Origin of the sequence: Pseudomonas muyukensis (assembly GCF_019139535.1) — a bacterium.
Classification (GTDB): domain Bacteria; phylum Pseudomonadota; class Gammaproteobacteria; order Pseudomonadales; family Pseudomonadaceae; genus Aquipseudomonas; species Aquipseudomonas muyukensis.
Window position 1 is genome coordinate 2,740,796 of record NZ_CP077073.1, and the last position, 21,880, is coordinate 2,762,675.

Consider the following 21,880-nt stretch of genomic DNA (forward strand, 5'->3'; position numbering starts at 1 on the left):
CTCAATAACGAGCGCTGATCATAGGTCATCACCCATGGCATCTCAATTTGACGGTTACCGAACGTTTGTTTAGTTTCAATCAAACCGAACAAACGGTCAGTAACTGCCGAAAGCCATCCTTCGGCCCCCAGCCATCGAGCATTCGAGAGGATTTATGAGCGAAGCCAACAGCGGTGCAGGTCGCGTAACTCGCGAGCAGCGGGACAAGGTGTTTCTGATCGGCCTCGACCGAGCCGACAAACGCAATGCATTCGACAGCGCCATGATGACAGACCTATCCCTGGCGCTAGGTGAGTATGAGCGCACCCCGGCGCTGCGCTGTGCCGTGATCTTTGCTCACGGAGAGCATTTCACTGCCGGCCTGGACTTGATGGAACTGGCGCCGAAATTGGCAAGCGGTGGGTTCAGCTACCCCGAGAGCGGAATTGATCCCTGGGGTGTAGAAAAACCACGCAGGCAAAAGCCAGTGGTCGTGGCCATCCAAGGGACCTGCTGGACTGCCGGCATCGAGTTGATGCTCAACGCCGACATCGTAGTGGCAGCCAGCAACGCACGCTTTGCTCACCTTGAGGTTCTTCGGGGCATTGCGCCTTCGGGAGGCTCGACCGTGCGCTTCACTCACGCGGCGGGGTGGGCCAATGCCATGCGCTACATGCTCACCGGTGAAACATTCGATGCTGCAACGGCGCTGAGCATGCGCTTGGTCACCGAGGTCGTTGAGCCAGCAGAGGTGCTCACTCGCGCCATCCACTTCGCTGAGGGCATCGCCAAAGCCGCACCGTTGGGAGTCGCCGCCACGCTCGACTCTGCGTTCAAGGCGCGAAACGATGGCGATGAAGCAGCGCTCGCTGCGCTCAATAGCCGCCTGCTGGAGTTGATCCGGACTGAAGATGCCCGCGAGGGGGTCATGGCCATGATGCAAAAGCGAGAACCGGTTTTCAAAGGCCGTTAAAGCAGCGCTTAATCCGCCGTCATTCAGCACGCGGCCAGAACCACTGGCCGCCCCTTCAAGTGGTCGAACCATGGCACACCCTCCCTCCGATATCCTTGTAGACAAGATCCTGTTGAGTGCTCTGGACGGCTATCCCCTCACGGCCTACCGTTACTACGCGAGCACCGTTGCCAAGGGCAATCTGATAGTTGCCGGTGCCACGGGCGTTCAACAGCGATTCTATCGACGGTTTGCCGAGTACGCCGTGTCACGCGGCTTCAATGTCCTGACCCTGGATTACCGTGGCGTAGGAGAGTCCAGGCCAGCGACGCTGAAAGGCTTTGAGATGTCTTATCTGGATTGGGCATACCAGGATCTGGCCGCCGCCGTGGCGATGCTTGGCAGAGAGAGCCTCCCTATCTATTGGGTAGGTCATTCGTTCGGAGGCCATGCCATTGGCCTGCTCCCCAATCACCATCGTCTTAGTGCTTGCTACAGTTTCGGCAGCGGGGCCGGCTGGAGTGGCTGGATGCCTAAGCACGAAGCGCGCAAGGTGCGCCTGCTATGGAACTTCATCCTGCCGCTGATCGTGAAATGGAAGGGTTACATGGCTTGGAGCATGCTTGGGATGGGCGATGACCTACCGCGTGGGGTCTATCAGGACTGGAGGCGGTGGTGCCGTTTCCCCCACTACTACTTCGATGACCCAGAGATGCAGCATGTGGTGGATCTGTACGCCAGCGTAACGACCCGCTGCCGCTTCGTCACGTCAGAGGACGATCCATGGGCGCCACCTCGATCAAGAGACGCCTTCGTGAAGGGGTATCGCAATGCCCTGCTGGAAGTCGGCGACCTTGAACCACCGGTTAGTGGAAGCATCGGGCACATGGGGTATTTCCGAGCTGGCGCGGAACACTTTTGGGACGAGTGCCTTAGGTGGCTCACCGCACGAACCGATCAAGGTCTCATGCCGGTGCAGGCCGTCAGGGAAGCCCACGCAGCAAGGAGCCTCGGGAGAACTTAGGCTCTGTATGAAAAGTCTTGAGATGAAGGTCAGGCAAGGCGAAAACAGCCGAGCCAGCGCAGTGTACTGGCGTACACGGACATTGCGAGGCGGTTTTCAAGGCAGCATGAACGAGTATCAAGGCTTTTGGTACAGAGCCTAGCTAAAACCGGTGGGCAGAGCCGCCAATAGGATGCTTCTCAGATCCTATTCGGGGCCTGCTCAAGGAAAATGGGAGTGACCCTAGCGAATAGCCCGCACTTTCAGCACCTCAGGTGGGCATGCCGGCCCACGGCCTGGAGGGGAATGGAAGCTGTTCCAGGATTGCGACGATCACCGCGGCGTATTGTCCATCGGGATCGAGCTCAGGATCGAAGACCGTTACGGTCATGCCCCGGCAACGCCTATCCGCCACGAAGGGCGTCATGATCTTCACCAGGTCATCAGGCGCCAGCCCTGGGGAGCCGGGGCAATCGACGGCGGGCATGATGGCCTGGTCCAGCACATCGACGTCCAGATGTAACCAAAAACCTTGGTCGGGGACCTGGTCAATCACCTTGCTGATTCGCTCAATAACTGCCTGTGGGCCTATGGCCAGGGCCTCGAAGACATCGATCCGAGTGATCGAGGTGTGGTTGATATCGGGCCAGGCAAAATCTTCGTCGCGGTTTTCCCGTTCCCCCAGTTGCACCACCTGGGCATCGGTAACCAGCGGCGCGGTACAGCCTGGCCATATCGTCGCCAATGCCTCGCCGCGGCCTGTCGCCAGGGCCAGGTCCATACCTGCGACTGCGCCCAAGGTTGTATTCGGGTCATAGTTGCCGGGGTGCCGAAAGTCGCTGTGCCCATCGATATGAATCAATGACAGCGGCCCACGCGCGCGGGCACCTGCCAGTGCCCCCAGCAAGATCGAGCAGTCGCCCCCAATCACTAATGCGAAGTCACCATGCAAGGAGGCTTCGCGCACCCGATCTGCCAGGGCAAGATTGAACACACGCATGGCATAGCCATTGCGCAAGCGTGTTCCAGCTTGTGCCGAGGGCGAATAGACAGGACGGGGCAGCTCGTGGAACACCCGCATAGGAACGGCCTGGAGCAGGCCGGCAGCAATCAGTGCTGCTGGAGCACGCCAGGTTCCTGGTTCATGGTCGGGGCGTGGTGGGCTGAGCCCAAGGTTCGAGGGCGCGGCAATCACTTGCATGGGTAAAGGTGCTGCATGGCGTGAGTTCCTGTGCGGGCCAGCGAGAAGTCTGGCCGATGCCAACGTTGCTGCCGTCACCACGGCGAGGTGTAGTGTTGCGCATGACCCATTCAGGGGGAGTGACAGGTTTGCTTTTCGCGCCATGAACGCTTGCCGCTAGCGCACCAGCCTAATTCAGATTTGCGTTAGTACCCAGCCCGTTTCCGCTCGATGTCCACTTAGGGTCGTTATCTGTCGCTCGTGAGGGGAGGGCGGCTGTCGACCCATTGTGGAGCTTCAAGACCGCAAATTCGGCCAGCTCAGTTCGCTCCGCCAATCCGGCATCAGCTCCTGCTCGGCCATACGAAGCTTGAAAGCACGGTGCGGTACCTAGGCATTGAAGTCGATGATGCATTGGAGATGGCAGAACAGCCGGGGGTCTGGCAGCGTCGAGCGACGATCGAGGTATGACCGTCGCGATTCGACCCAGAACTGCCCATCTGATTGGAAAGACCCATCTTGCTGGGGCGACAGGCCCTTGGTACGTTTGCGACCTCTACTGATGGAAACCTGACATGGAAACCGATTCCTCATTGCAGATCGAACGCGCAGCTTATGAGGAGTTCGTCCGGCTTTGGAGACAAGGGCACTTCGAGCATCAGCGACTGGGCCAAGCGTTTTACAAACATTTCAACCTGCACAAACTCGCCGTGCAGGTTGCATTGCGTGACCTTTACGAAGTAGGCGGTGAGAAAGCGTCAGGCTTGATTTTTAGGCTTTCCGCCTGCACTGAATGGCAGCTTTCGACCCATAGCTGCCGTTGGCGGAGGCAGCTCACGGCCAATAGCTGCCTCTCGCAGCGATAAGGTTGGGAGAAAAATTCGATCGACTATGACTAAAATGCCGCGGGAGGTCATCGTGCTATGAGTCGACCGTAGCGTGAGTGCTGCACGTAAAGGTCGGCCAAACAGCCGCTCGATGACATTTCGCAATCGGTATTTGTGTTTGTCGAATGGTTTAAGAAGGCGCACCTGAGCATCAGGATGGATGTCATGACATTGGAGAAATGGGATGCCAGAGCAAATTTACTTTTATTGCGATGAATCCGGTGCGAAAGGCTACGCGGACCAACAGGAAAAATACCAAGGCGAGGTAGGCGTATTCGCCGGTTTTTTGGTGCCTGAACAACTGCATGCCGAACTGTCGAGTAAGCTCAATGTGATCGCAAAGCGCTTCACGCCGGAACAAGGAAAGCTGCATATAGCGGACCTCCCTGAAAAGCAAAAGGGGGCATTAAGACAGGCGCTATTTGATGAGATCAGACGCGCACATATTCCTTGCTTCTGGTATGCGATCCACGTGGCAGGCTTTAACGCTTACTACATCAAGCAGGCAGAATTGTTACGGAATCATCGGACCCAGGTCGAGGCGCAGCGTAGGAGTCCTGCCCGCGTGAAAATGGGCAGTATTCGTGAGGAACTACCCTCCCTGCATGTGAAGCTTTTCGGGGGCCTCCACGCCCACGTTGTAGCCTTTCTTCTTGAGCAAGAGAGGACTGGCGTAGATCTGCTGATCCGAACGGACTACGTTGATGAGTCGCTTGCCAATGAGTTCGAAAAGGAAGCTTTGAGCCTGCTTGATACCGAACCTAAGGTGATTAAGGCTACTGGTTTTGACACCGTGGATAGAAAGGTAGTCAATGGCCAGTTGACCATCAGCGTGCAGTACCCTGAGGATATGCAAGTCCCTCCAGTGATCAGCAACATGAGCCTGACGGCCATCGGTGAAGTCGATGGATTAATATTGGCTGCTGATGTCTTGGCTAACAGCCTAAATTATCATTTCAAGAGCCGCACAGAAGGCGAGCTGTACGCTCCGCTCAACGACCCGGAAGCAGTTGCTAGCCATCCGCTGTATGAGCATCTAGATGTGTTCCATTGTTGGTCGAGCGACCCGGTTGGCGATGGATTATTTGCGCATCCGAAAGCATCGCTCTGAGCTAACTAGACAGCCTGAAACGCTGGGTGGCGCTCAGGCGCTACTTGGACGATGGGGCTGCGCCTATCGGAAACAACCAAGTCGAAAGGCAGGTACGGCCATGGGCACTTGGACGCTCGAACTGGTTCTTTGCCGGGTGGTTGCGCAGCGGTAGACGGTCCGCTGCATGCATGAGCCTGATCAAGTCGGCGCGCATGAATGCGCATGATCCGTATGCCTATCTCAAGGGTGTGTTGGCGCAATTGCCGACGCAGCGGACCAGTGAGATCGCACAGTTGCTGCCGCATGAGTGGGGGCCGGTCTGATTCACGCAATGTGAGTTGGGTGTATGCTCGCAGTGATGCCACAATGCCTTGCCTGCTCGCGGGCGGCTGGTCAGTGCAGCACATCAACGATGAACAACTCAGTACAGGGAGTTCGGGTGAGCACCTTCGATGGCAACCATAAAAAGATAATTGCTGCTTTCATGGCCTTGAAGAATAAGGCCGCTTACTTGGAAAAGCACACGCTACGCGGTAATTACCAGATCAACAAGAATCGCCTTCCTTTCATCAAGGTGCATAACTACTTTGCACATCTGAGGGCTGTGTGCGATCTGCCGGTCGTCTTCATGATGAACGAAGAGTTATCCAACACTGCGGCGAGACACCTATGCCCCGAGTTACTGGTCGAAATGCTTGAGGAACGGCACTTGACCCAGGCCATACAGATCGATGGCAAACCGGCCGCTCTCGTGCGTGAGGATTTCGAAGCGTCATTGTCCGACGTCAGTGCGCTTCTCTCGGATCGTATCAATGAAATGGTTGGTAGCTTAATGCTGGACTTCACGGTCTCGGCGTTCTCCTGCTTCGAACACTGGATCACTAAGCTGTATGACGGCTATGCCGAAAAGTTGGAGGCTGCTTATAAAAATAGCCGGAGGAACAAGGTCATCAAGCTGCTCGATCAGCATGACAAATCGAAGTCGGATGAGGAGAGGTCCAAGTGCGTGGAAAAAATCCTGGATGTGCGTGGCCCCTACCGATCCTTTCCCGACAAAATAAATGCGCTTTACAATCTTGCCGATAAGCAGAAGTACGAGAGGGATATCAACCACGACAAAGATCTCATCAATTTTTTGGGGGCGTGCCGGAACACGGTACACAACTCAGGAATTCATCGAAAAAGTCCGCTTCAGATAACCTGCAACGGAATCACCTATTTCCTAGAGACCGACATGCCCTGGTATAGCGCTAGCTATCCTCAATCGATCGCTCTGCTGGGTGAGTTGGCAGATATTTACAGCCACCTCATAAAAACACTAGATGACTGGCCGTTGGAGGCGGTCTGTGAGGAAATCACGCTACCAGCAAATTTGAGAAGTTTTGAAATTGCTGTCCAGTCTGCCCATAAATCTGACGGGGAGACGGCGCTTGAATACTTCCTCATTGAGGGGCTGGAGGTCGGTGAGGTGCAGGCGGCGAACATTGTAAAAAAGCTGGCGGAGATCAAAGCGGACACCACTCGGGATCCGAAAGAATTCTGCATTTATGAGGTCATGACGGCCGATCTGATGAAGCCACTTCAGCCTAATCCCGCATCATGATCTTGGGATGCTCATGAACGTAGGTGGCTACCTAGCCTTTTCGGAGGTATTAAAATATGCTCTCGGGCTATGGTTGTGTGGCAAAAAGGGCAGGATGTAGGTAAGTGTTCCGACCTCATGTAAGGAAGGTGTATTGGCCGGATGCTTACCTTGATTCGCCCTGCATTCGTGTAATTGCAAATACCTTAGCCGATGTAGTGGGCTTCAACCCAGCTCACTCCTGCCTTCGCGGGTTAACTCATCAAAGCGCAGAACTCGGCCCCCTTAGTAAGCGTCCTGCTAGACTGGTTGTTTGATTGTGCGTGCCGAACATAGCCATGAATTACCTGATCACAAGCACTTCGCACGCACACCTTGCTCCAGAGAAGCGTCAGGCCACTCAACGTAAGGGATGTCCGGCATTGGTCGATTGCTGCCCTTCGCGAGAGGCAGCTATGGGTCGAAAGCAGCCAGGTGTGAGTGACCGCTATCGACCCACAGCAGCCATGCAGATAGCACGGCAATTGGACATAGCTTCAAACTCGTGACCTTTGTCGACAGGCAAGCTTACGTGCCCTGTGGCGTCGAGACTGAGACAGCGTCCGATCCTCGGCGCTCTGAATCAATAGCGTGGTCAGTTCGGGATCCATAGGGAACCCATCTTCCAACCATTTGAGCGCTAACCCCGACCAATAGTCGGAATGTGACGTCAGCGCTGTAACGACCAGTGGCTGCAAAGCTATGTCGGCAGGAAGTGTGCATTTTTCTCCAAGGGCTTCTATCGCACGGGGCAACTCTTGCGCGCCTTCTTTTAACGGTTTTTCCAGCAGCGGCAGTAACCCTACATAGGTGAAATTCTCGCTCATCTACTTCCCCGAATACTCACTAATGTGCTTGGAATGGTAGTGACCGTATTGACCGACTTCTGCGTGCTTTCAGCCACTGCCCGCTACGCGTCACAGCTACTCAACAATGCACGTACTCGTTGAGCCATCTCATCGGCATTATCAGGTACAAATACTGAAATGCCCAGGTAGTGCTCAAGGTGGAGGGTAAGCGTCTGTTCGCCCACTATTAGATCCCAATAGCGCTGGTCAAGTCCGTCCAATTTTTCATTCCAGTAACCGCCCAATCCGTGCTCAAGCTTCTGAGCCACGTTCTCGAACAGTTTCCAGTCGGTAAGTTCTGATATTTCTATGGTCTCCATGCGCCACCTCACCAAGCGAATGCAGGTTTTCGAGTTTCTCGCGAGCGGCAGCAATGGGTCGATAGCGGCCTGTCACCACTGACCACTTTCGATCCGAAACGTTGGCCGAAACCGTTCAGTGGTGACGGGCCACGATCGACCCTGGCTGGCGTTGAGGCCAGACAGTGGCTGCCACCGTCTACGCTTCTCACCTATCGGCCTGGCCTAGAAACCGATACAGCTGCTCGCCAAGCACGTCGAACACCTGCACGATCCGGTTAACTCTGCGCAGGTCGTTGTGCATTGCAATCCACACCTCTACCTCGAAGGCAAATTCCTCTGGCAGCACAGGTAGCAGGCCGTGGGATGTTGCTATTTGCCTCGGGCAGAGCCCGAAGCCCATGCCCGCTTTCAGCGCGGCCAGCTGAGCTAGGTGATGGTCCGAGGCGATGGCGAAATGCTGGTCGGCATCGCACAGCCCGGCGTCGACCAGCCGCCGCAAATCCGCTGAGCGCCTGTCCGGCCCGATCAGTGGACGCTGGCGCAGCGCCCGCAGGGAGGCTGGAGTACCGTAACGCTCCAGGCATTCGGCACTGGCATGGATGCCAACCTGCAAGTTGCCGACACGTCGCACCGTGATATCCGCTTCATTGGGCCGCACCAGCCGTACCGCAATATCCGATTGCAGCCTGGCGATGTCTTCAAGGGCATCGCTTATGCTCAACTCAAGTTTGAGACGCGGGTGTTGGTAATGGAACGCGCGCAGCAGATCGGGCAGTACCTCGACGCCAAGCAACTCGCCACAGGTCAGCCGAAGGGTGCCGTGATCCACCGACGCTTCAGCGCTGGCCATGCGGTTGAAGGTTTGCGCGGCCAGGTCCATGGCCTCTACATGCTCGATCAGGCGCTGCGCTCCGCCAGTAGGCGTCAGGCCAAGTGGCGTGCGGGTGAACAGGCTCACACCCAAAGCGTGTTCAAGATGGTCGAGGCGCCGACGCGCGGTGGCCTGGGCGATACCCAGCAACTTCGCCGCGCCGCTCAGGCTGCCAGAGCGCAGCACGGCGAGAAACACACGCTGGCTTTCCCATTCAATGCCGCTCATACATTCTTAGCCAACGGTTGCTCCTAATTTGCTCTTCTGCCCGCGCCGGCGAAAAGGGATCATTCGCCCACATTTTTCCGGGTGTCATTGTAAGGAGCCAACGCATGAGAATCACCGGTCAGTGCCGATGTGGGCAAGTCACCCTCGCGATCGTAGCGCCGCAAGTGCCGCCACTGTATGCCTGCCACTGTTTGAACTGCCAGCGCTGGAGCGGCAGCGCATTTGGCCTGCACATGCTCAGCGCGGCTGCAACTGTTCAGGTGGCGGGCGAAACAGCGATCTTTGAGCATGAACACCAAGGCCATGTGTCCACCCAACATGCTTGCGGTCTATGTCATACCCGGCTGTTCAACGAGACCACGGCAGCGCCCGGCATGCGTGTGGTACGGGCCGGTATCCTGGAAGGCGCTGAACGTTTCGAGCCGATTGCGCATATCTGGACGCGGCGCAAACAGCCATGGCTGGTACTGCCCGGGGCTGTCGCGCAGTGGCAGGAGAGCCCGACCCCCGAAGCGTTCGCCGCCGCATTGGGCAAATGAGCTTGCGCCTTTATCGGTGCCTGTGTGGTGCTTCGCAGGGCAAAGGGCGAGGGGTGGCTATATTCAGGTCGCTAGTGCGCGACTGGCCGCTTGGCCCACGCCACCTTGGCTGCTTCAGACAGTCACGGCGATTGATGACGGGTCTATAGCCACCGGTGCGGGTGGCCACACTCGACCCATGACAACCTGTAGCGACGCAGCAGAAATCGAGACAGTCGAAGGCAAGCCGTGCAGCAACGCGCATTAGGCAGGTGCTGACAAGCCGCTTACTCGACCGCTTCAAACGCCTCGTGATACTGCACCGTGCCAACTGGCGATTCGCCGGCAAATGCCTGGGCCTGGAAGTATTCCTGGGCAACCCCCGGCAGTTGCAAGCCTGGGAGGGCCTTGAAACCGAAGCGCCCATAATAGCCAGGATCCCCCAGTACCACGCAGCCAGCACCACCGAGCTGTTGCAACTGCGCCAGTGCGGCTTTGATCAAGGCCGAGCCGATGCCTCGGCCTTGGCGATCTGGCCATACGGAGATTGGCCCGAGCCCGAACCAGCCCCTTGCGCCAGATGAAACCCGAACCGGAGAAATGGCCACATGACCGACGATCTGGTCATTCTCCACCGCCACCAGGGACAGGGTGAGTTGCTGGCTGCGGCGTAGTGCATTGACGATAAATTGCTCGGTGTGGCTGGAGTGCTCTTCGTGCTCGAACGCTGCCGTGGTCAGCCGTGTAATAGTGTCGATGTCGTCGAGGTGTTCGTTGCGGATTTCCATGTTCACAGGTGTTCCTCTTTCTAGAGCGATGTCGTGCGCGTATCGCGCGTTCAGTCCCGAGTGATTGGCTTGCCTGAAAGCGCCAGGGTGATTGCCAGTCTTCATGGCGCCCAGCACTGGGCAGCTATGCACCTTGCTTGCGCAAGACAAATAGTTGATAGCCATATTCGCCAAGGTATTGCTGGTGAATGCCCAGCTCTTGATCGATGTCTGCCAGTGCGTTTGAGGGAAAGTCATGTGGCGCAAGGCCGGTGACCTTGTCGCGCAGTGGCGTCAGGTAGTTTGCCCACGCCTGCTGGCTCAGAGGGAAGCTGCTCAGCACCTGATAGCCCAACTTGGCAATGCTGGCCAAGCGCTCGTCCACTGTGGTCATGCCTGGGTAGCGTTGCTGCCAGAATGCCAAGGCTTGCCGATGAGGTTCAGCGGTGAGCCACACCAGGTCACTGACCACCAGAAAGCCTTGCGGCTTGATAAACGACTTCCAGCTTTCCAAGGCCTTGGCAAAACCCATGATGTAGGCACTGCCTTCGGCCCAGATCGCATCGAACTGCGCTGTTGCAAACGGCAGTTCGGTCATGCTCGCGCACAGCGGCTGCACCCTGTGCTGCAATGCGCTTGCCCTGAGGGTTTCCTGCAGGCAGGCCAAGTTGTACTCATCATTGTCCAGGGCGGTAATCAGGCCCTGTGTGTGCTTAGCCAACAGCACGCTGCTGACGCCCCGGCCGCAACCGATATCCAGCAAGGTGCGGGGCTGCACAGGCAACGCACGGAGTGCTTGCAAGCTATCCTCGGCAGAGCCGGGCCCCAGGCGATCCAAACCGGTAAAAATCTGCTCGAAATCGGCCATGTACTGCTCATGGGCATTCATGTCTTTCGACAGCCACTTCAGGCGCAGCGCTTGTTTTTCACTGAAGCCTTGCTTGAGCAACCACGCCAGGTGCGCGCCTGGCGCCTGGTTTTCCAGGGCCTGGTGCCAGCCGCGCATGGAGGCCATCCCCAGCATGCAGGCAAGCAGATCCCGGGATCGCTGTTTTTCGGCGATTTCTTGCTCCAGGGTGTGCAGGCGCTCCAGCAGCAAGCCGCGATCGATGCGTGTTTCCAGGCATGCCTGGCACTCCTTCAACGTCAGGCCGCCTGCCTGAAGCTGCTGCAGCAACTTCAGTTGCTGGAGATCCTGATCCGAGTACGCGCGATAGCCGTTGGCTTGGCGTTTTGATGAGATCAGCCCGATCTTTTCGTAATAGAGCAGCGTGGAGCGGCTCAAGCCCACCTTCGTCGCCAGCTCGGAAATGCGATACATAGCCAGTCCCTCACTTTGTCGACTACGACGATAAACTATGAAGTCATAGACAGGTAAAGGGGCCATGTGCGCGGTTGCAAGGCGCCAGCAGGGCGCCCCACAAAGATCAGTCGACGGCAAAGCCTCACTCAGGCCTGGCCAGCCCCTCGCAGCGCCGCGATGATGAACGGCGCCTTCCTCGCCAGATACTCAGCCATGCCACCTGTGACAGTGGCTTGCAGCTCGATCTTGAGGTCTTGATAGTGTTGCCTGAGCGCGTGGTCCTGCCTGAGCAGGTCCCGGAACCTCAGCATCTGCATGATCGAGGGGTGGCCACCGCGGCACACGTGGATTTTGTGGGTGCGCACCTCGCCAACATTACGCCGGTAGAAATGGTGCCCGGGCGACAGGTCGCTGCCGCGTACATAGCCCAGCAACCGCAACGCTTCGTCGCGGGCTGGCACATGGCGATGCGCGCAAACCTCGACCAGCACATCGATTTCGGGCTTGGCCGCGAGCCCAGGCACTGCCGTGCTGCCCACATGGTGCATGGCGTGCAGCTCAGCACCGAATGCCGATGCAAGCCGCCTTTTGTCCACCTCGTACTGCACCGGCCATTGTGGGTTGTAGGGGGTGATCTTGCTGGTCAGTGGCATGGGCCGTCCTTGGGTTGGAATAAGCGTTTGTTGCGCTGTTGCCGGCCTGGCCAGATGCAGCGTTCAAGCCCCCCGGGCGGCCTGAGCAGGCGTGCTTGCGAGGCTCGCAATAAATACCTCGGCCTCCCGGTTGGAGCGCAGGCAGACCACACGGCAGCCCGAGGGTGCCGTCGCCACCAGTTGCTTCAGCTTCGCCCGTGCTGAGTGTTTCGTTCGCCACATGAAGCGGAAAAACGCCGGTAGGTTGCCCAGCAGCTCTGGGCAGCCGTCCGGCAGGTCCGGCCGGGTCTGCCCGCGGTGTCGCAGCGCCCTGAGCAATACACGCCAGAATCTAAGCGGTGTCGGGCGGTCGATCCAGATCAACAGGTCGGCGCGGGCAACCCGGTTGTGCCACGTCACGCTATGGCCGCCTTCGAAAATCCAGCGCTCACTGGCCTCGACCGCGTGACAAAGCCGGGTCTTTTCGTCGCGGCTGCGTTCGACCCAGCCTGGCTGCCAGTGAATGGTGTCGATATGCACCACCGGCAAGCCCGTGCGCTCGCCAAGCTGTCGGGCCAGGGTGCTTTTCCCGGCCCCGGGCTGGCCGACTATCATCACTCGTTGCATTGCAGCTGCGTATTGCCACGCTGGTGAATTTTGGGGGCGCGATTGTACGGCAATGGACGATGCCGTCAACGGCGAGTCAAGGCCCATGATCGACGGCTTACAGGCGGCCGTCGTTGCCCTCGGCGGGCTGTGCCAGAAACGCGCTGATCAGCCCGGCCAGCTGCTGCTGGATCACTTCCCGTGGGCGACCGTTCTCGGCATCGCTGCAGATGATGCCATCGCCGGGTACTGCGTCCTCGAGCACGGCCACCGCGCCTGGCTTGCACACGGCCATGAAGGTGAAGTGGCTGGCATCGCTGATTTCTACGTAGCGGCTTGAGGCCGAGGGCAGGCGTTTGGCCAGGTCGGCAGACTCCAGCCGCGCGGGCAGCGCTTTGGACGGGACGCCAGCAGCGATCACCAGCACGGGCACCGATAGCGCGGCCAGGCTTGCGTCGGTCAGCCCGCGTGACAGCCCCAGGTCCAGGGACACCACGGCGCTGACTCGCGTGTCACGCCAGTCGGCGGCCAAGCTGTGCTTCAAGGCCGGGGTGCTGGCCGGGTTCATCTGTTGGTAGACGCTGCAACTGGCCAGCTGCGGGTGGGCTTGGCAGTCGCGCGCGAAGCGTTCAGGGTCGAAACGGGCGCCGGCGATTTCCATGGCGGTCCAGCCGCCCAGCGAATGGCCCACCACGGCGATTCGCTGCTTGGCGACCACGCCAAATTTTTCCGGTTGGGCCGTGACCGCATCGATGGCCCGGCTCAGGTCGACGGGGCGCTGCCATAACTGCGCGGCGGCCGCAGCGCTACGGTCACGGCTGGTGCTGCCGGGGTGGTTGACCGCGGCGACGATGTAGCCTTGCTGGGCCAGGGCACTGGCCAGCCAGGCCTGGTTGCCCCAGTTGCCGGCAAAACCGTGGGAGAGCACCACCATGGGATGTTCGCCGGCGGCCGGCGGCGTATCACGAGCGGCAGGCGCACCGACAAATACTGCGTTATCGGCGATCAATTGCGCCTTGGCAGGCGCTGCGCCGGGGTACCAGACGACCATCTCCAGCGCGCGCTCATGGTGCGGGTCCGGCAGGGTGGCGGCGTGGAAACCGACAGGGTTTTGCTCAGCGAATGCGCTGGCGGCCAGGCAGGTGAACAGCAGGGTGCTCAAAGCGGTTTTCATTGTAGTTGTCGTCCTTGATCAGGCACAGGCGTGGTCACCCTGACCAGGGCCCTGCGCGCAGGCCGAGAAATCCACTATTGGATACCCGAAAGCCCAGCAGCTTAGTAGCCGCGTCGGCCCGCCGACAAGGGGGCCTCAGGCTCAGCCCTTTCAGGGGCTTGGGCCTGAGGGTCATTGACCGCGTCAGGGCCGCCAGGTGCCTGCCGTAAACCATTCAACGCCTGGCAGATCGAGCACCGCCCGCGCGGCGCATCGCGGATGAATCCGCTCCTACATTTGTTGCAACGTCCCGAACCTGTCAGGCCATGGTTGCCAGCCTTGGCGCAGGGCGCCAGAAAGGTGGGGCGGCGGCAACGCCCAGGCAATAATCCCGTCGAGCGCACAAGGCTAACAACCATGGCCCATCAGGCATGGCCACGTTGCAACGAATGTGGGAGCGGATTCATCCGCGATGCGCCGCGCGGGCGGCGCTCGGTCTCATAGGCGCCGCACAGATTACGGCGGACACCTGGTGGCCCTGACGCAATCAAATAGCCCTCGCACCCAAGGCCTGGCCCTAAGGCCCTTTACCAAACACCTAGGCGATGTCGAAGTCCGCCCAGATGCAATGGTGATCGGACGCCTCGGTGCTCGCAGTGACCCCGGCGAAGGCGGGCCAGAGCTTCGGGTGGTAGCTGCCACGGCGTTCGATACCCACGCCGACCAACTGCTCGCGCAGGGCCTTGGACATGATCAGGTAGTCGATCTTGTTGCTCGCGGTACCCGTGGCGAAGGTGCCCGGGCGATCGGCCGGGTAGCCTGGGTGGGTTTGTATGTCCGACCAACCGTCGAGCAGCAGCGGGGCGACGGCGGGGCTGTCCGGGGTGTCGTTCAAGTCGCCGCCGACCAGCACCCAGGGAGTGGTCTTTTCCGCGGCCCTGGCGATTTGCGCCGCTCGCCTGCATTGCGCCAGCCGACGCGCCTGGGCAGCCTGATCGTTGCCCCCGCGCTTGGACTTGAAGTGGTTCGGGCAGATCACCAGTTGCTCGCCCGATGGCAAGGCCACCACGTATTCGGGGCAATCTCGCGAAAATACCAGTTTGCCGTCTTGGCGGTCATCGACATGCGAGCGGATGGTCACGATCGGGTAGCGACTCAGCAGGCCGACGTCGATACCCCGCGCATCGTTGCCATCGATGACCATGACATGCGCAAAGCGCTCTTCGAGCACCGCCCCGAGCACCTGGTCGTTGAAGCGCTGCAAGGTGGGGCGGTCCTCGACTTCCACGCAGATCAGGATATCGGGCTTGACCTCCTGGATGACCCGCCCGGTATTGAGCACGGCCTGCCAGGAGACATCATCGCGGCGCAGCTCGAACCAGCCGGTCCAGTCGCCCCGACCATTGGCCGCGACCGAGACGCTGCCTGCGGCTGTGCGATACAACTGTCCGCGCACCTTGTTCAAGCGCAGCAACGCGTTTGCCGGGGGATTGAGCGCGGAAAAGTGGTAGCGGCCATCCAGTGCCAACAGCTGCTGTTTGTCGGCATCGCTGTAGGTCGGCTTGGCCACGATCAGGTTGGCCAAGGCATGGTCGTCCAGGGCACGCTGGCCTTCCTCGTTCTCCATCATCATTGCGCTGGGGCGGGTGAAGAGGTTCTCAAGGTTGAAGGATGCTATCCGGGTGGCCATTGGGGCGCGCTCCTTGCTGAGGGTCTACACAGCGTAGCCAGTGTTTCGGTGATGCCGAGGTCGAGCAGGTGCAGGTAACCCTTCACAGGCGGCTGGGCTGCGACCCGCCGGCGACAACTGCGCGAACGCCTTGGCTTACCGGGCAAAACCCTCTAGCCTGCGCCCCTCGTTCATTGCCACAGGGCCCCGACCATGCCATCGACCATTCGCCGCCGCCACCTGCTCCAGGGCGCCCTGGGCTGTTCCGCCGCCCTGGCGCTGCCGGCCTGGGCCTCCAATCCGCTGCAACGCCAGATGCAACAGCTCGAACAGTCCGCCGGCATCACTCTCGGCCTGTGGGCCCTCGACACCGGCAGCGGCAAGCAACTGGCCTACCGCGCCGAACAACGCTTCGCTTTCTGCAGCACCTTCAAGGCCGTGCTGGCCGGCGCCATCCTGCACCGCAGCCAGACCGACAACGGCCTGCTGAAGCGCCGTATCGCCTATGACGCCAAGCAGTTGGTGGTTTATTCGCCGATTACCGAAAAGCACGTGGGCGCGGGCATGACCGTCGCCGAGCTGTGCGCCGCCACGCTGCAATACAGCGACAACACCGCCGGCAACCTGCTGCTGGAGCAGGTCGGCGGCCCGGCGGGCCTCACCGCCTTCGCCCGCCAGCTCGGCGACCCGACGTTCCGCCTGGACCGCAACGAGCCAACGTTGAACACCGCGTTGCCCGGCGACCCACGCGACACCACCACGCCGCTGGCGATGGGCGTCACCCTGCAGCGCCTGCTGCTCGGCGATGCCCTGGCGGCGGCCGGGCGCGAGCAATTGCAGGCCTGGCTCAAGGGCAACACCACCGGTGATGCGCGGATTCGCGCCGGGGTGCCAGAGGGCTGGGTCGTGGGGGACAAGACCGGTTCGGGCGACTATGGCGTGGCCAACGATGTCGGCATCGTCTGGCCCCAGGGGCGGGCACCGTGGATCCTCGTGGTATTCAGCCGTGGCCCGCAGCAGTCCTCGCCGTGGCGCCACGAGCCGATCGCCGCGGCGACCCGGCTGGTGGTGCAGACGTGGCAGGGCTGAGTGGACGGCGGGTGCAACCGCTGCCTGTGGCAGGCACCTCAAGGTCCGGGGCGAACAGCGTCGCCCCAGCCTGAGTCCATGCAATAACCTCGCTCAGAAGCCAAAGTCACTCAGCCCCGGGTGATCGTCCGGGCGCCGCCCCAGCGGCCAGCGGAACTTGCGCTCTGCCTCGCTGATGGGGTGTTCGTTGATGCTGGCATGGCGGTTGCGCATCAGGCCGTCTTCGGCGAACTCCCAATTCTCGTTGCCATAGGCGCGGAACCATTGGCCGCTGTCGTCGCGATACTCGTAGGCATAGCGCACGGCAATACGGTTGCCGGTGAAGGCCCACAGCTCCTTGATCAGGCGGTATTCGAGCTCGCGGTTCCATTTGCGGGTGAGAAAGGCCTGCGCCTGCTCGCGGTTATTGCAGAACTCGGCCCGGTTACGCCAATGGGTGTCGGTGGTGTAGGCCTGGGCGACCTTGGCGGCATCGCGGCTGTTCCAGCCATCTTCGGCCAGGCGCACCTTCTCGATGGCGGTTTCACGGGTGAACGGGGGCAATGGCGGACGGGACATGTGGGCAATTCCTCTTGCGGGATGAGCGACAGGAGGGAGCGTAGACCGGCGCCCCTGGCACTGGGAATAACTGCCTTTGGCACTTCACAATTGCGCATGCGGGAACAATGCCCCGCCAGGCCGTCACCTTGCACCGCTGGCCTGGACGGCCTGGCGGCACGCTTGGGTGTCTATAGTTAGCGCAGACACCCGCAGGAGCTGCGCCATGACCCTGATCAGCCGCGAACCCTGGTGGCTCGTGCCGCCCAAGCCCGGGCAGACCGAGCAGGACCTGCACTGGGGCTACCTGGAAATCTATCGCGACGGCCGCACCGTGTTCGTCGACCAGCGCCCCAGCGAGCGGGAGCTGGCCGAACGCAAGAGTTGCCGCAACTTCCCCAAGGCCGAAGCGCCCTGACTCAGCCTTCGAGTGCGGCCAGGCGCGCTTCCAGGGCCGCCACCCGGGCCTCCAGCGCCTCGATGCGCTCATCCGCCGCCTGCGCCGCGTTGGCCCGGGCGCCGCCTTCCTGCTGGCGGGCGGCGAGGATCGCCTCGATCTCTGCCGGGTCGCCCAGGGCATGGGTGTAGCGGTCTTCACGCTGGCCGGCCTGGCGCGGCAGGTGCAGGGCCAGGCCACGGGAGATCAGGCGCTCGAGCTGGTGCTGGACCTGGTCGACATCCTCGAACTCATGCAGGCGGTTGCTGCGGGTCAGCAGCTCGTTGAGGGTCTGCGGGCCGCGCAGGAACATCAGGCCCATCAGCACCAGTTGCGCCGGCACCAGCTCCAGGGCCTTGTCCACCCGATGCTCCCAGCGGTCGGCGCGGCTGCCCATCTGCAGGCGGGCCATGTCCTGGCCTTCGAGGGCGCGCAGGGCCTGGCCGACCTGGCCGGGGGAGAGGTTCATGACCGGTTCGCGGCTGGTCTTCTGGTTGCAGGCCAGGACCAGGGCATTGAGGGTCAGGGGGTAGGTTTCCGGGCTGGTGGCCTGCTTTTCGATCAGCGCGCCCAGCACGCGGATCTCGGTGCTGGTGAAGCGGCCTTCGCCGGTGGTTTGGTGGTCTGACATGGCCCAGTCTCATTGCGAGGAAAAGGCCATTAGCGTAGGTAAAGCGTCTGGCTTAAGCAATCGCCGGAGGGCGTGGCTTTGGCCGGCGCCTGCGGGCAGGCGCCGGCCTTGGGCTCAGGCGCTACGCCGTTCCATGGCTTGGCAGGCGGCAGCGGTGAACAGCACGTCGGTGGAGGAGTTGAGCGCGGTTTCCGCCGAGTCCTGCAGCACACCGATGATGAAGCCGACCGCCACCACCTGCATGGCGATTTCGCTGGGGATGCCGAACAGGCTGCAGGCCAGCGGGATCAGCAGCAGCGAACCGCCAGCCACGCCCGAGGCGCCACAGGCGCACACCGCCGCCACCACGCTGAGCAGCACCGCGGTCGGCAAGTCTACCGGGATGCCCAGGGTGTGCACGGCGGCCAGGGTGAGCACGGTGATGGTGATCGCCGCGCCGGCCATGTTGATGGTCGCGCCCAGCGGGATCGACACCGAATAGGTGTCCTCGTGCAGGCCGAGCTTCTCCGACAGCGCCAGGTTGACCGGGATGTTGGCCGCCGAGCTGCGGGTGAAGAACGCGGTGATGCCGCTTTCGCGCAGGCACAGCAGCGTCAGCGGGTAAGGGTTGCGGCGGATCTTCCAGAACACGATCAGCGGGTTCATCACCAGCGCCACGAACAGCATGCAGCCCATCAGTACACCGAGCAGGTGCAGGTAGCCGAGCAGTGCGTCCAGGCCAGACTGGGCCAGGGTAGCGCTGACCAGGCCGAAGATGCCCAGCGGGGCGAAGCGGATCACCACGCGCACGATCAGGGTCACGCCGTTGGACAGGTCCTCGACCACGGAGCGGGTGGTCTCGCCGGCATGGCGCAGGGCCACGCCCAGGCCGATGGCCCAGGTCAGCACGCCGATGAAGTTGGCGTTGAGCAGGGCGTTGACCGGGTTGTCGACGGCGCTCAGCAGCAGGTTCTGCATCACCTCGGCGATACCGCCGGGGGCGCTGAGGGTCGCTTCGCCGGTGGCCAGGGCCAGGTGCGAGGGGAACAGCATGCTGGCGACCACGGCCACCACCGCCGCGGCGAAGGTGCCCAGCAGGTACAGCCAGAGGATCGGGCGGATATGGGTTTCCTGGCCATGGCGGTGGTTGGCGATCGAGGCCATCACCAGGATGAACACCAGTATCGGCGCCACGGCCTTGAGCGCGCTGACGAAGACCTTGCCGAGGAAGGCCAGGTCGCGGGCCACGGCGGGGGCGAACAGGGCGAGGAGGATGCCGGCCACCAGGCCGATGCAGATCTGCGTCACCAGGCCAGTGCGGTTGATGAGGCGGAGGATGGGGGTCATGTGCAGCAAGATCCGGTTGCGTGAAAGCCAGCGACTTTACCACAGGCCAGGCTATATGGGCCTGGGGGGGCGACAATGGGGCAGGGCAAGCCCGGTCCCACAGGTCCGCTTTGTACTCATCCAGCTTGCACATCTGGCCAGTCGCCCCGCCACAAGCGCGTTTATCAGGGGGTTACCAGTGAAACAGCTCCCGCCGGGCGCCCTCGGTGATCGCCACGATCCCGGGGTGCTTGACCTTGCGCTCCACCGAGATGGCGTAGAACGACTCGTTCACCGCCTCGGTCTGGCCGATCAAGCGAACCCCGTACTGGCGGCAGACTTCCTCGGCGATCACGCTGGGGGCGACGAAAATGCCGCTGCCGGACTGCCCAAAGGCCTGCATCAGCGCGCTGTCGTCGAACTCGCCAACGATGCGCGGCTGCACCTGCTGCTCGCCCAGCCAGCGCAACAGGCGGCTGCGCAGCACGGTCTCCTGGCCGGGGATCAGCAGCGGGGCGTCGTCCAGGCAGGCCGGGAAGGGCCTGGCCAGTTGCGCGGCCAGGGCGGGGGTGGCGAAAAAGCTCAGGCCGCATTCGCCGAGCTTCTGGCTATAGCCCTTGATGTCCAGGTGGCTGGGCATGGGGCTGTCGGAGATCACCAGGTCAAGGCGCTGGATCGCCAGGTCGGCGAGCAGGCGCTCGAGCTTGTCTTCGCGGCAGTTGATGCGCAGCACGTTGTCCAGCTCCATGGTCGGCGCCAGCAGGCGATAGACGATGGACTTGGGCACCACATCGGCGACACCGACGCGAAACAGAATCTGCTCCTGGGGGCCTGCGCGCAGCATGGCTTCGAGCTCGCCGCCAATCTGGAACATCTGCTCGGCGTAGGCCAGGGTCTGCCGGCCGCACTCGGTCAGCTCCAGCTGGCGGCCGACGCGCTGGAACAGCTCCAGGTTCCAGGTCTGCTCGAACAGGCTGATCTGGCCGCTGATGGTCTGTGGGGTCAGGTTCAGCTGTTCGCTGGCGCGGGCGATACTTCCGGTCTTTGCTACAGCCCAGAAGTAATGAAGCTGGCGGTAGTTGAGCATGGCGCGTCCCGATTCGTAAAAACCGAAGTATAACCGCTGAAAATACGAATTTTCTGGATGTTTCAGTCTCTCTAGAATGCCCAGCCATCAGGCGCCAGCGGGCGTCGCAAGGACATCGACAAGCGAGGACCTCATGCTGCACTTCAAATCCATCGGTACCCCCCTGGTGCTGGCCCTGGCGCTGTTCGCCATGAGTGGCTGCGAGCAGGCCGAGAAATCTGCCCAGCAGATGCTCGACCAGGCCGCGCAAACGGCCAAGCAGGCCATCGACAAGACCAACGAAAGCGCGCAGCAGGCGTTGAGCGAGGCCATCGGCAGCGATGGCGACAAGACCAAGGCCGATGACGCCAAGACCGACACCCAGGACATCTGACCGAGCAGGATTGACCCATGGAATATTTACTGGAACTCGCCGCTAGCCCCACCGCCTGGGTAGCCCTGGCCACCCTGGTGGCCATGGAGGTGGTGCTGGGTATCGACAACCTGATCTTCATCTCGATTCTCACCAACAAGCTGCCCGAGGCGTATCGCTCCAAGGCGCGGCGCATTGGTATCAGCATGGCCCTGGTCATGCGCCTGGCGCTGCTCAGCACAGTGGCCTGGATCGTCCAGTTGACCGAACCGGTGCTCGATGTCTTCGGCCACACGTTCTCGTGGAAGGACATGATCCTCATCGCCGGTGGCTTGTTCCTGCTGTGGAAGGCGACCAAGGAGATCCACGAAAGCGTCGACCCCCATGGCGCCAAGGAAGAGTCCAAGGTCGGCAGCACCGTGACCATCGGCTTCACCGCCGCGATCTTCCAGATCCTGCTGCTGGACATCGTCTTCTCGATCGACAGCATCATCACCGCCGTGGGCATGACCGAGCACCTGCCGATCATGATCATTGCCGTGATCAGCGCGGTGATCGTGATGATGGTGGCCGCCGACCCGCTGGCCAAGTTCATCAACGACAACCCGACCGTGGTGATGCTGGCCCTGGGCTTCCTGATCATGATCGGCATGACCCTGATCGCCGAAGGCTTCGGCGCCCATGTACCGAAAGGCTACGTGTATGCCGCCATGGCGTTCTCGACCGCCATCGAGATCCTCAACATCATGGCTCGTCGGGCACGCTTGAAGCGGGAGGCGGCCCAGGGCTGAGCCAGGCTGAAAGCCTCGCGGGGCACGCGCGGCGTTTTAC

24 protein-coding genes and 1 pseudogene are annotated in these 21,880 nt (G+C 61.1%); 11 read left to right on the forward strand and 14 right to left on the reverse strand.

The annotated features are described in order from the left end of the window. Nucleotides 1–154: 154 nt before the first annotated feature. Complete coding sequence (locus tag KSS95_RS12240) at nt 155–952, forward strand: crotonase/enoyl-CoA hydratase family protein (RefSeq protein ID WP_217853884.1); 798 nt, start codon at nt 155–157, stop codon at nt 950–952. Between the two features lie 70 nt (nt 953–1,022). Further along, nucleotides 1,023–1,955 (forward strand): alpha/beta hydrolase family protein, encoded by a 933-nt coding sequence (locus tag KSS95_RS12245; RefSeq protein ID WP_217853885.1) that lies wholly within the window; start codon nt 1,023–1,025, stop codon nt 1,953–1,955. 250 nt (nt 1,956–2,205) lie between these two features. On the opposite strand, the gene KSS95_RS12250 is transcribed toward KSS95_RS12245, so the two are convergent. Then, complete coding sequence (locus KSS95_RS12250) at nt 2,206–3,135, reverse strand: arginase family protein (protein ID WP_217853886.1); 930 nt, start codon at nt 3,133–3,135, stop codon at nt 2,206–2,208. A 554-nt stretch (nt 3,136–3,689) separates the two neighbouring features. On the opposite strand from KSS95_RS12250, the gene KSS95_RS12255 reads away from it, so the two are divergent. From KSS95_RS12255 to KSS95_RS12270, 4 genes and pseudogenes are all read left to right on the forward strand, one after another. Beyond that, the gene (locus KSS95_RS12255) at nt 3,690–3,980 is read left to right on the forward strand and encodes a hypothetical protein (RefSeq protein ID WP_367616940.1); all 291 of its coding nucleotides are present in this window, start codon (nt 3,690–3,692) and stop codon (nt 3,978–3,980) included. Between the two features lie 205 nt (nt 3,981–4,185). Beyond that, complete coding sequence (locus KSS95_RS12260; RefSeq protein ID WP_217853887.1) at nt 4,186–5,112, forward strand: hypothetical protein; 927 nt, start codon at nt 4,186–4,188, stop codon at nt 5,110–5,112. An 11-nt stretch (nt 5,113–5,123) separates the two neighbouring features. Then, nucleotides 5,124–5,417, forward strand: a pseudogene (locus KSS95_RS12265) (transposase domain-containing protein); the annotation flags it as partial. A gap of 116 nt (nt 5,418–5,533) precedes the next feature. Next, entirely contained in the window at nt 5,534–6,697 is a 1,164-nt protein-coding gene (locus KSS95_RS12270; protein WP_217853888.1) for a hypothetical protein, read from the forward strand. Between the two features lie 515 nt (nt 6,698–7,212). Here the strand turns inward: KSS95_RS12270 and KSS95_RS12275 are convergent. The 3 genes from KSS95_RS12275 to KSS95_RS12285 form a co-directional block, all read right to left on the reverse strand. Further along, entirely contained in the window at nt 7,213–7,542 is a 330-nt protein-coding gene (locus KSS95_RS12275; RefSeq protein WP_217853889.1) for a hypothetical protein, read from the reverse strand. A gap of 83 nt (nt 7,543–7,625) precedes the next feature. After that, the gene (locus KSS95_RS12280) at nt 7,626–7,883 is read right to left on the reverse strand and encodes a DUF3630 family protein (protein WP_217853890.1); all 258 of its coding nucleotides are present in this window, start codon (nt 7,881–7,883) and stop codon (nt 7,626–7,628) included. 187 nt (nt 7,884–8,070) lie between these two features. Further along, the gene (locus KSS95_RS12285) at nt 8,071–8,964 is read right to left on the reverse strand and encodes a LysR family transcriptional regulator (RefSeq protein WP_217853891.1); all 894 of its coding nucleotides are present in this window, start codon (nt 8,962–8,964) and stop codon (nt 8,071–8,073) included. A 104-nt stretch (nt 8,965–9,068) separates the two neighbouring features. Here KSS95_RS12285 and KSS95_RS12290 point away from each other — a divergent pair, with 104 nt between their 5' ends. Then, nucleotides 9,069–9,503 carry a GFA family protein gene (locus tag KSS95_RS12290; protein ID WP_217853892.1) on the forward strand — a complete coding sequence of 145 codons (435 nt, stop codon included), beginning with the start codon at nt 9,069–9,071 and terminating at the stop codon, nt 9,501–9,503. A gap of 266 nt (nt 9,504–9,769) precedes the next feature. Here the strand turns inward: KSS95_RS12290 and KSS95_RS12295 are convergent, their stop codons facing one another. The 6 genes from KSS95_RS12295 to KSS95_RS12320 form a co-directional block, all read right to left on the reverse strand. Further along, nucleotides 9,770–10,276 (reverse strand): GNAT family N-acetyltransferase, encoded by a 507-nt coding sequence (locus KSS95_RS12295; protein ID WP_217853893.1) that lies wholly within the window; start codon nt 10,274–10,276, stop codon nt 9,770–9,772. 118 nt (nt 10,277–10,394) lie between these two features. After that, complete coding sequence (locus tag KSS95_RS12300; RefSeq protein ID WP_217853894.1) at nt 10,395–11,570, reverse strand: MerR family transcriptional regulator; 1,176 nt, start codon at nt 11,568–11,570, stop codon at nt 10,395–10,397. Between the two features lie 128 nt (nt 11,571–11,698). Further along, nucleotides 11,699–12,205 carry a GrpB family protein gene (locus tag KSS95_RS12305; protein ID WP_217853895.1) on the reverse strand — a complete coding sequence of 169 codons (507 nt, stop codon included), beginning with the start codon at nt 12,203–12,205 and terminating at the stop codon, nt 11,699–11,701. 63 nt (nt 12,206–12,268) lie between these two features. Beyond that, nucleotides 12,269–12,811 carry a P-loop NTPase family protein gene (locus KSS95_RS12310; RefSeq protein ID WP_217853896.1) on the reverse strand — a complete coding sequence of 181 codons (543 nt, stop codon included), beginning with the start codon at nt 12,809–12,811 and terminating at the stop codon, nt 12,269–12,271. 97 nt (nt 12,812–12,908) lie between these two features. Further along, a complete protein-coding gene (locus KSS95_RS12315) occupies nt 12,909–13,964 on the reverse strand; it encodes an alpha/beta hydrolase family protein (RefSeq protein ID WP_217853897.1) in 1,056 nt (351 codons plus the stop codon). A 577-nt stretch (nt 13,965–14,541) separates the two neighbouring features. Next, nucleotides 14,542–15,633 carry an endonuclease/exonuclease/phosphatase family protein gene (locus KSS95_RS12320; protein ID WP_217853898.1) on the reverse strand — a complete coding sequence of 364 codons (1,092 nt, stop codon included), beginning with the start codon at nt 15,631–15,633 and terminating at the stop codon, nt 14,542–14,544. A gap of 192 nt (nt 15,634–15,825) precedes the next feature. Between KSS95_RS12320 and bla the strand changes: the two genes are divergently transcribed. Further along, complete coding sequence (gene bla, locus KSS95_RS12325) at nt 15,826–16,701, forward strand: class A beta-lactamase (protein WP_217853899.1); 876 nt, start codon at nt 15,826–15,828, stop codon at nt 16,699–16,701. A 93-nt stretch (nt 16,702–16,794) separates the two neighbouring features. Here the strand turns inward: bla and KSS95_RS12330 are convergent, their stop codons facing one another. After that, nucleotides 16,795–17,259 carry a nuclear transport factor 2 family protein gene (locus tag KSS95_RS12330; protein WP_217853900.1) on the reverse strand — a complete coding sequence of 155 codons (465 nt, stop codon included), beginning with the start codon at nt 17,257–17,259 and terminating at the stop codon, nt 16,795–16,797. 205 nt (nt 17,260–17,464) lie between these two features. On the opposite strand from KSS95_RS12330, the gene KSS95_RS12335 reads away from it, so the two are divergent. After that, nucleotides 17,465–17,656 carry a hypothetical protein gene (locus tag KSS95_RS12335; protein ID WP_217853901.1) on the forward strand — a complete coding sequence of 64 codons (192 nt, stop codon included), beginning with the start codon at nt 17,465–17,467 and terminating at the stop codon, nt 17,654–17,656. Between the two features lies 1 nt (nt 17,657). On the opposite strand, the gene KSS95_RS12340 is transcribed toward KSS95_RS12335, so the two are convergent. From KSS95_RS12340 to nhaR, 3 genes are all read right to left on the reverse strand, one after another. Then, nucleotides 17,658–18,305 carry a YceH family protein gene (locus KSS95_RS12340; protein WP_217853902.1) on the reverse strand — a complete coding sequence of 216 codons (648 nt, stop codon included), beginning with the start codon at nt 18,303–18,305 and terminating at the stop codon, nt 17,658–17,660. A gap of 114 nt (nt 18,306–18,419) precedes the next feature. Then, nucleotides 18,420–19,631: a serine/threonine transporter SstT gene (gene sstT / locus KSS95_RS12345; RefSeq protein ID WP_217853903.1), complete on the reverse strand. Its 1,212-nt coding sequence runs from the start codon at nt 19,629–19,631 to the stop codon at nt 18,420–18,422. A 172-nt stretch (nt 19,632–19,803) separates the two neighbouring features. Continuing rightward, nucleotides 19,804–20,697 (reverse strand): transcriptional activator NhaR, encoded by an 894-nt coding sequence (nhaR, locus tag KSS95_RS12350; protein ID WP_217853904.1) that lies wholly within the window; start codon nt 20,695–20,697, stop codon nt 19,804–19,806. A 133-nt stretch (nt 20,698–20,830) separates the two neighbouring features. On the opposite strand from nhaR, the gene KSS95_RS12355 reads away from it, so the two are divergent. Together KSS95_RS12355 and KSS95_RS12360 are read left to right on the forward strand one after the other, a co-directional pair. Beyond that, complete coding sequence (locus KSS95_RS12355) at nt 20,831–21,070, forward strand: hypothetical protein (RefSeq protein ID WP_217853905.1); 240 nt, start codon at nt 20,831–20,833, stop codon at nt 21,068–21,070. Nucleotides 21,071–21,087: 17 nt separating this feature from the next. Next, nucleotides 21,088–21,840 (forward strand): TerC family protein, encoded by a 753-nt coding sequence (locus tag KSS95_RS12360; protein ID WP_217853906.1) that lies wholly within the window; start codon nt 21,088–21,090, stop codon nt 21,838–21,840. The last annotated feature ends 40 nt before the right edge of the window (nt 21,841–21,880 follow it).

Excerpts from the sequence above, each read along its gene's own strand:
- KSS95_RS12240 (WP_217853884.1), top strand. The coding sequence starts at position 155 with ATGAGCGAAGCCAACAGCGGTGCAGGTCGCGTAACTCGCGAGCAGCGG.
- KSS95_RS12245 (WP_217853885.1), top strand. The coding sequence starts at position 1,023 with ATGGCACACCCTCCCTCCGATATCCTTGTAGACAAGATCCTGTTGAGT.
- KSS95_RS12250 (WP_217853886.1), bottom strand. The coding sequence starts at position 3,135 with ATGCAAGTGATTGCCGCGCCCTCGAACCTTGGGCTCAGCCCACCACGC.
- KSS95_RS12255 (WP_367616940.1), top strand. The coding sequence starts at position 3,690 with ATGGAAACCGATTCCTCATTGCAGATCGAACGCGCAGCTTATGAGGAG.
- KSS95_RS12260 (WP_217853887.1), top strand. The coding sequence starts at position 4,186 with ATGCCAGAGCAAATTTACTTTTATTGCGATGAATCCGGTGCGAAAGGC.
- KSS95_RS12275 (WP_217853889.1), bottom strand. The coding sequence starts at position 7,542 with ATGAGCGAGAATTTCACCTATGTAGGGTTACTGCCGCTGCTGGAAAAA.
- KSS95_RS12280 (WP_217853890.1), bottom strand. The coding sequence starts at position 7,883 with ATGGAGACCATAGAAATATCAGAACTTACCGACTGGAAACTGTTCGAG.
- KSS95_RS12285 (WP_217853891.1), bottom strand. The coding sequence starts at position 8,964 with ATGAGCGGCATTGAATGGGAAAGCCAGCGTGTGTTTCTCGCCGTGCTG.
- KSS95_RS12290 (WP_217853892.1), top strand. The coding sequence starts at position 9,069 with ATGAGAATCACCGGTCAGTGCCGATGTGGGCAAGTCACCCTCGCGATC.
- KSS95_RS12300 (WP_217853894.1), bottom strand. The coding sequence starts at position 11,570 with ATGTATCGCATTTCCGAGCTGGCGACGAAGGTGGGCTTGAGCCGCTCC.
- KSS95_RS12305 (WP_217853895.1), bottom strand. The coding sequence starts at position 12,205 with ATGCCACTGACCAGCAAGATCACCCCCTACAACCCACAATGGCCGGTG.
- KSS95_RS12310 (WP_217853896.1), bottom strand. The coding sequence starts at position 12,811 with ATGCAACGAGTGATGATAGTCGGCCAGCCCGGGGCCGGGAAAAGCACC.
- KSS95_RS12315 (WP_217853897.1), bottom strand. The coding sequence starts at position 13,964 with ATGAAAACCGCTTTGAGCACCCTGCTGTTCACCTGCCTGGCCGCCAGC.
- KSS95_RS12320 (WP_217853898.1), bottom strand. The coding sequence starts at position 15,633 with ATGGCCACCCGGATAGCATCCTTCAACCTTGAGAACCTCTTCACCCGC.
- bla (WP_217853899.1), top strand. The coding sequence starts at position 15,826 with ATGCCATCGACCATTCGCCGCCGCCACCTGCTCCAGGGCGCCCTGGGC.
- KSS95_RS12330 (WP_217853900.1), bottom strand. The coding sequence starts at position 17,259 with ATGTCCCGTCCGCCATTGCCCCCGTTCACCCGTGAAACCGCCATCGAG.
- KSS95_RS12335 (WP_217853901.1), top strand. The coding sequence starts at position 17,465 with ATGACCCTGATCAGCCGCGAACCCTGGTGGCTCGTGCCGCCCAAGCCC.
- KSS95_RS12340 (WP_217853902.1), bottom strand. The coding sequence starts at position 18,305 with ATGTCAGACCACCAAACCACCGGCGAAGGCCGCTTCACCAGCACCGAG.
- sstT (WP_217853903.1), bottom strand. The coding sequence starts at position 19,631 with ATGACCCCCATCCTCCGCCTCATCAACCGCACTGGCCTGGTGACGCAG.
- nhaR (WP_217853904.1), bottom strand. The coding sequence starts at position 20,697 with ATGCTCAACTACCGCCAGCTTCATTACTTCTGGGCTGTAGCAAAGACC.
- KSS95_RS12355 (WP_217853905.1), top strand. The coding sequence starts at position 20,831 with ATGCTGCACTTCAAATCCATCGGTACCCCCCTGGTGCTGGCCCTGGCG.
- KSS95_RS12360 (WP_217853906.1), top strand. The coding sequence starts at position 21,088 with ATGGAATATTTACTGGAACTCGCCGCTAGCCCCACCGCCTGGGTAGCC.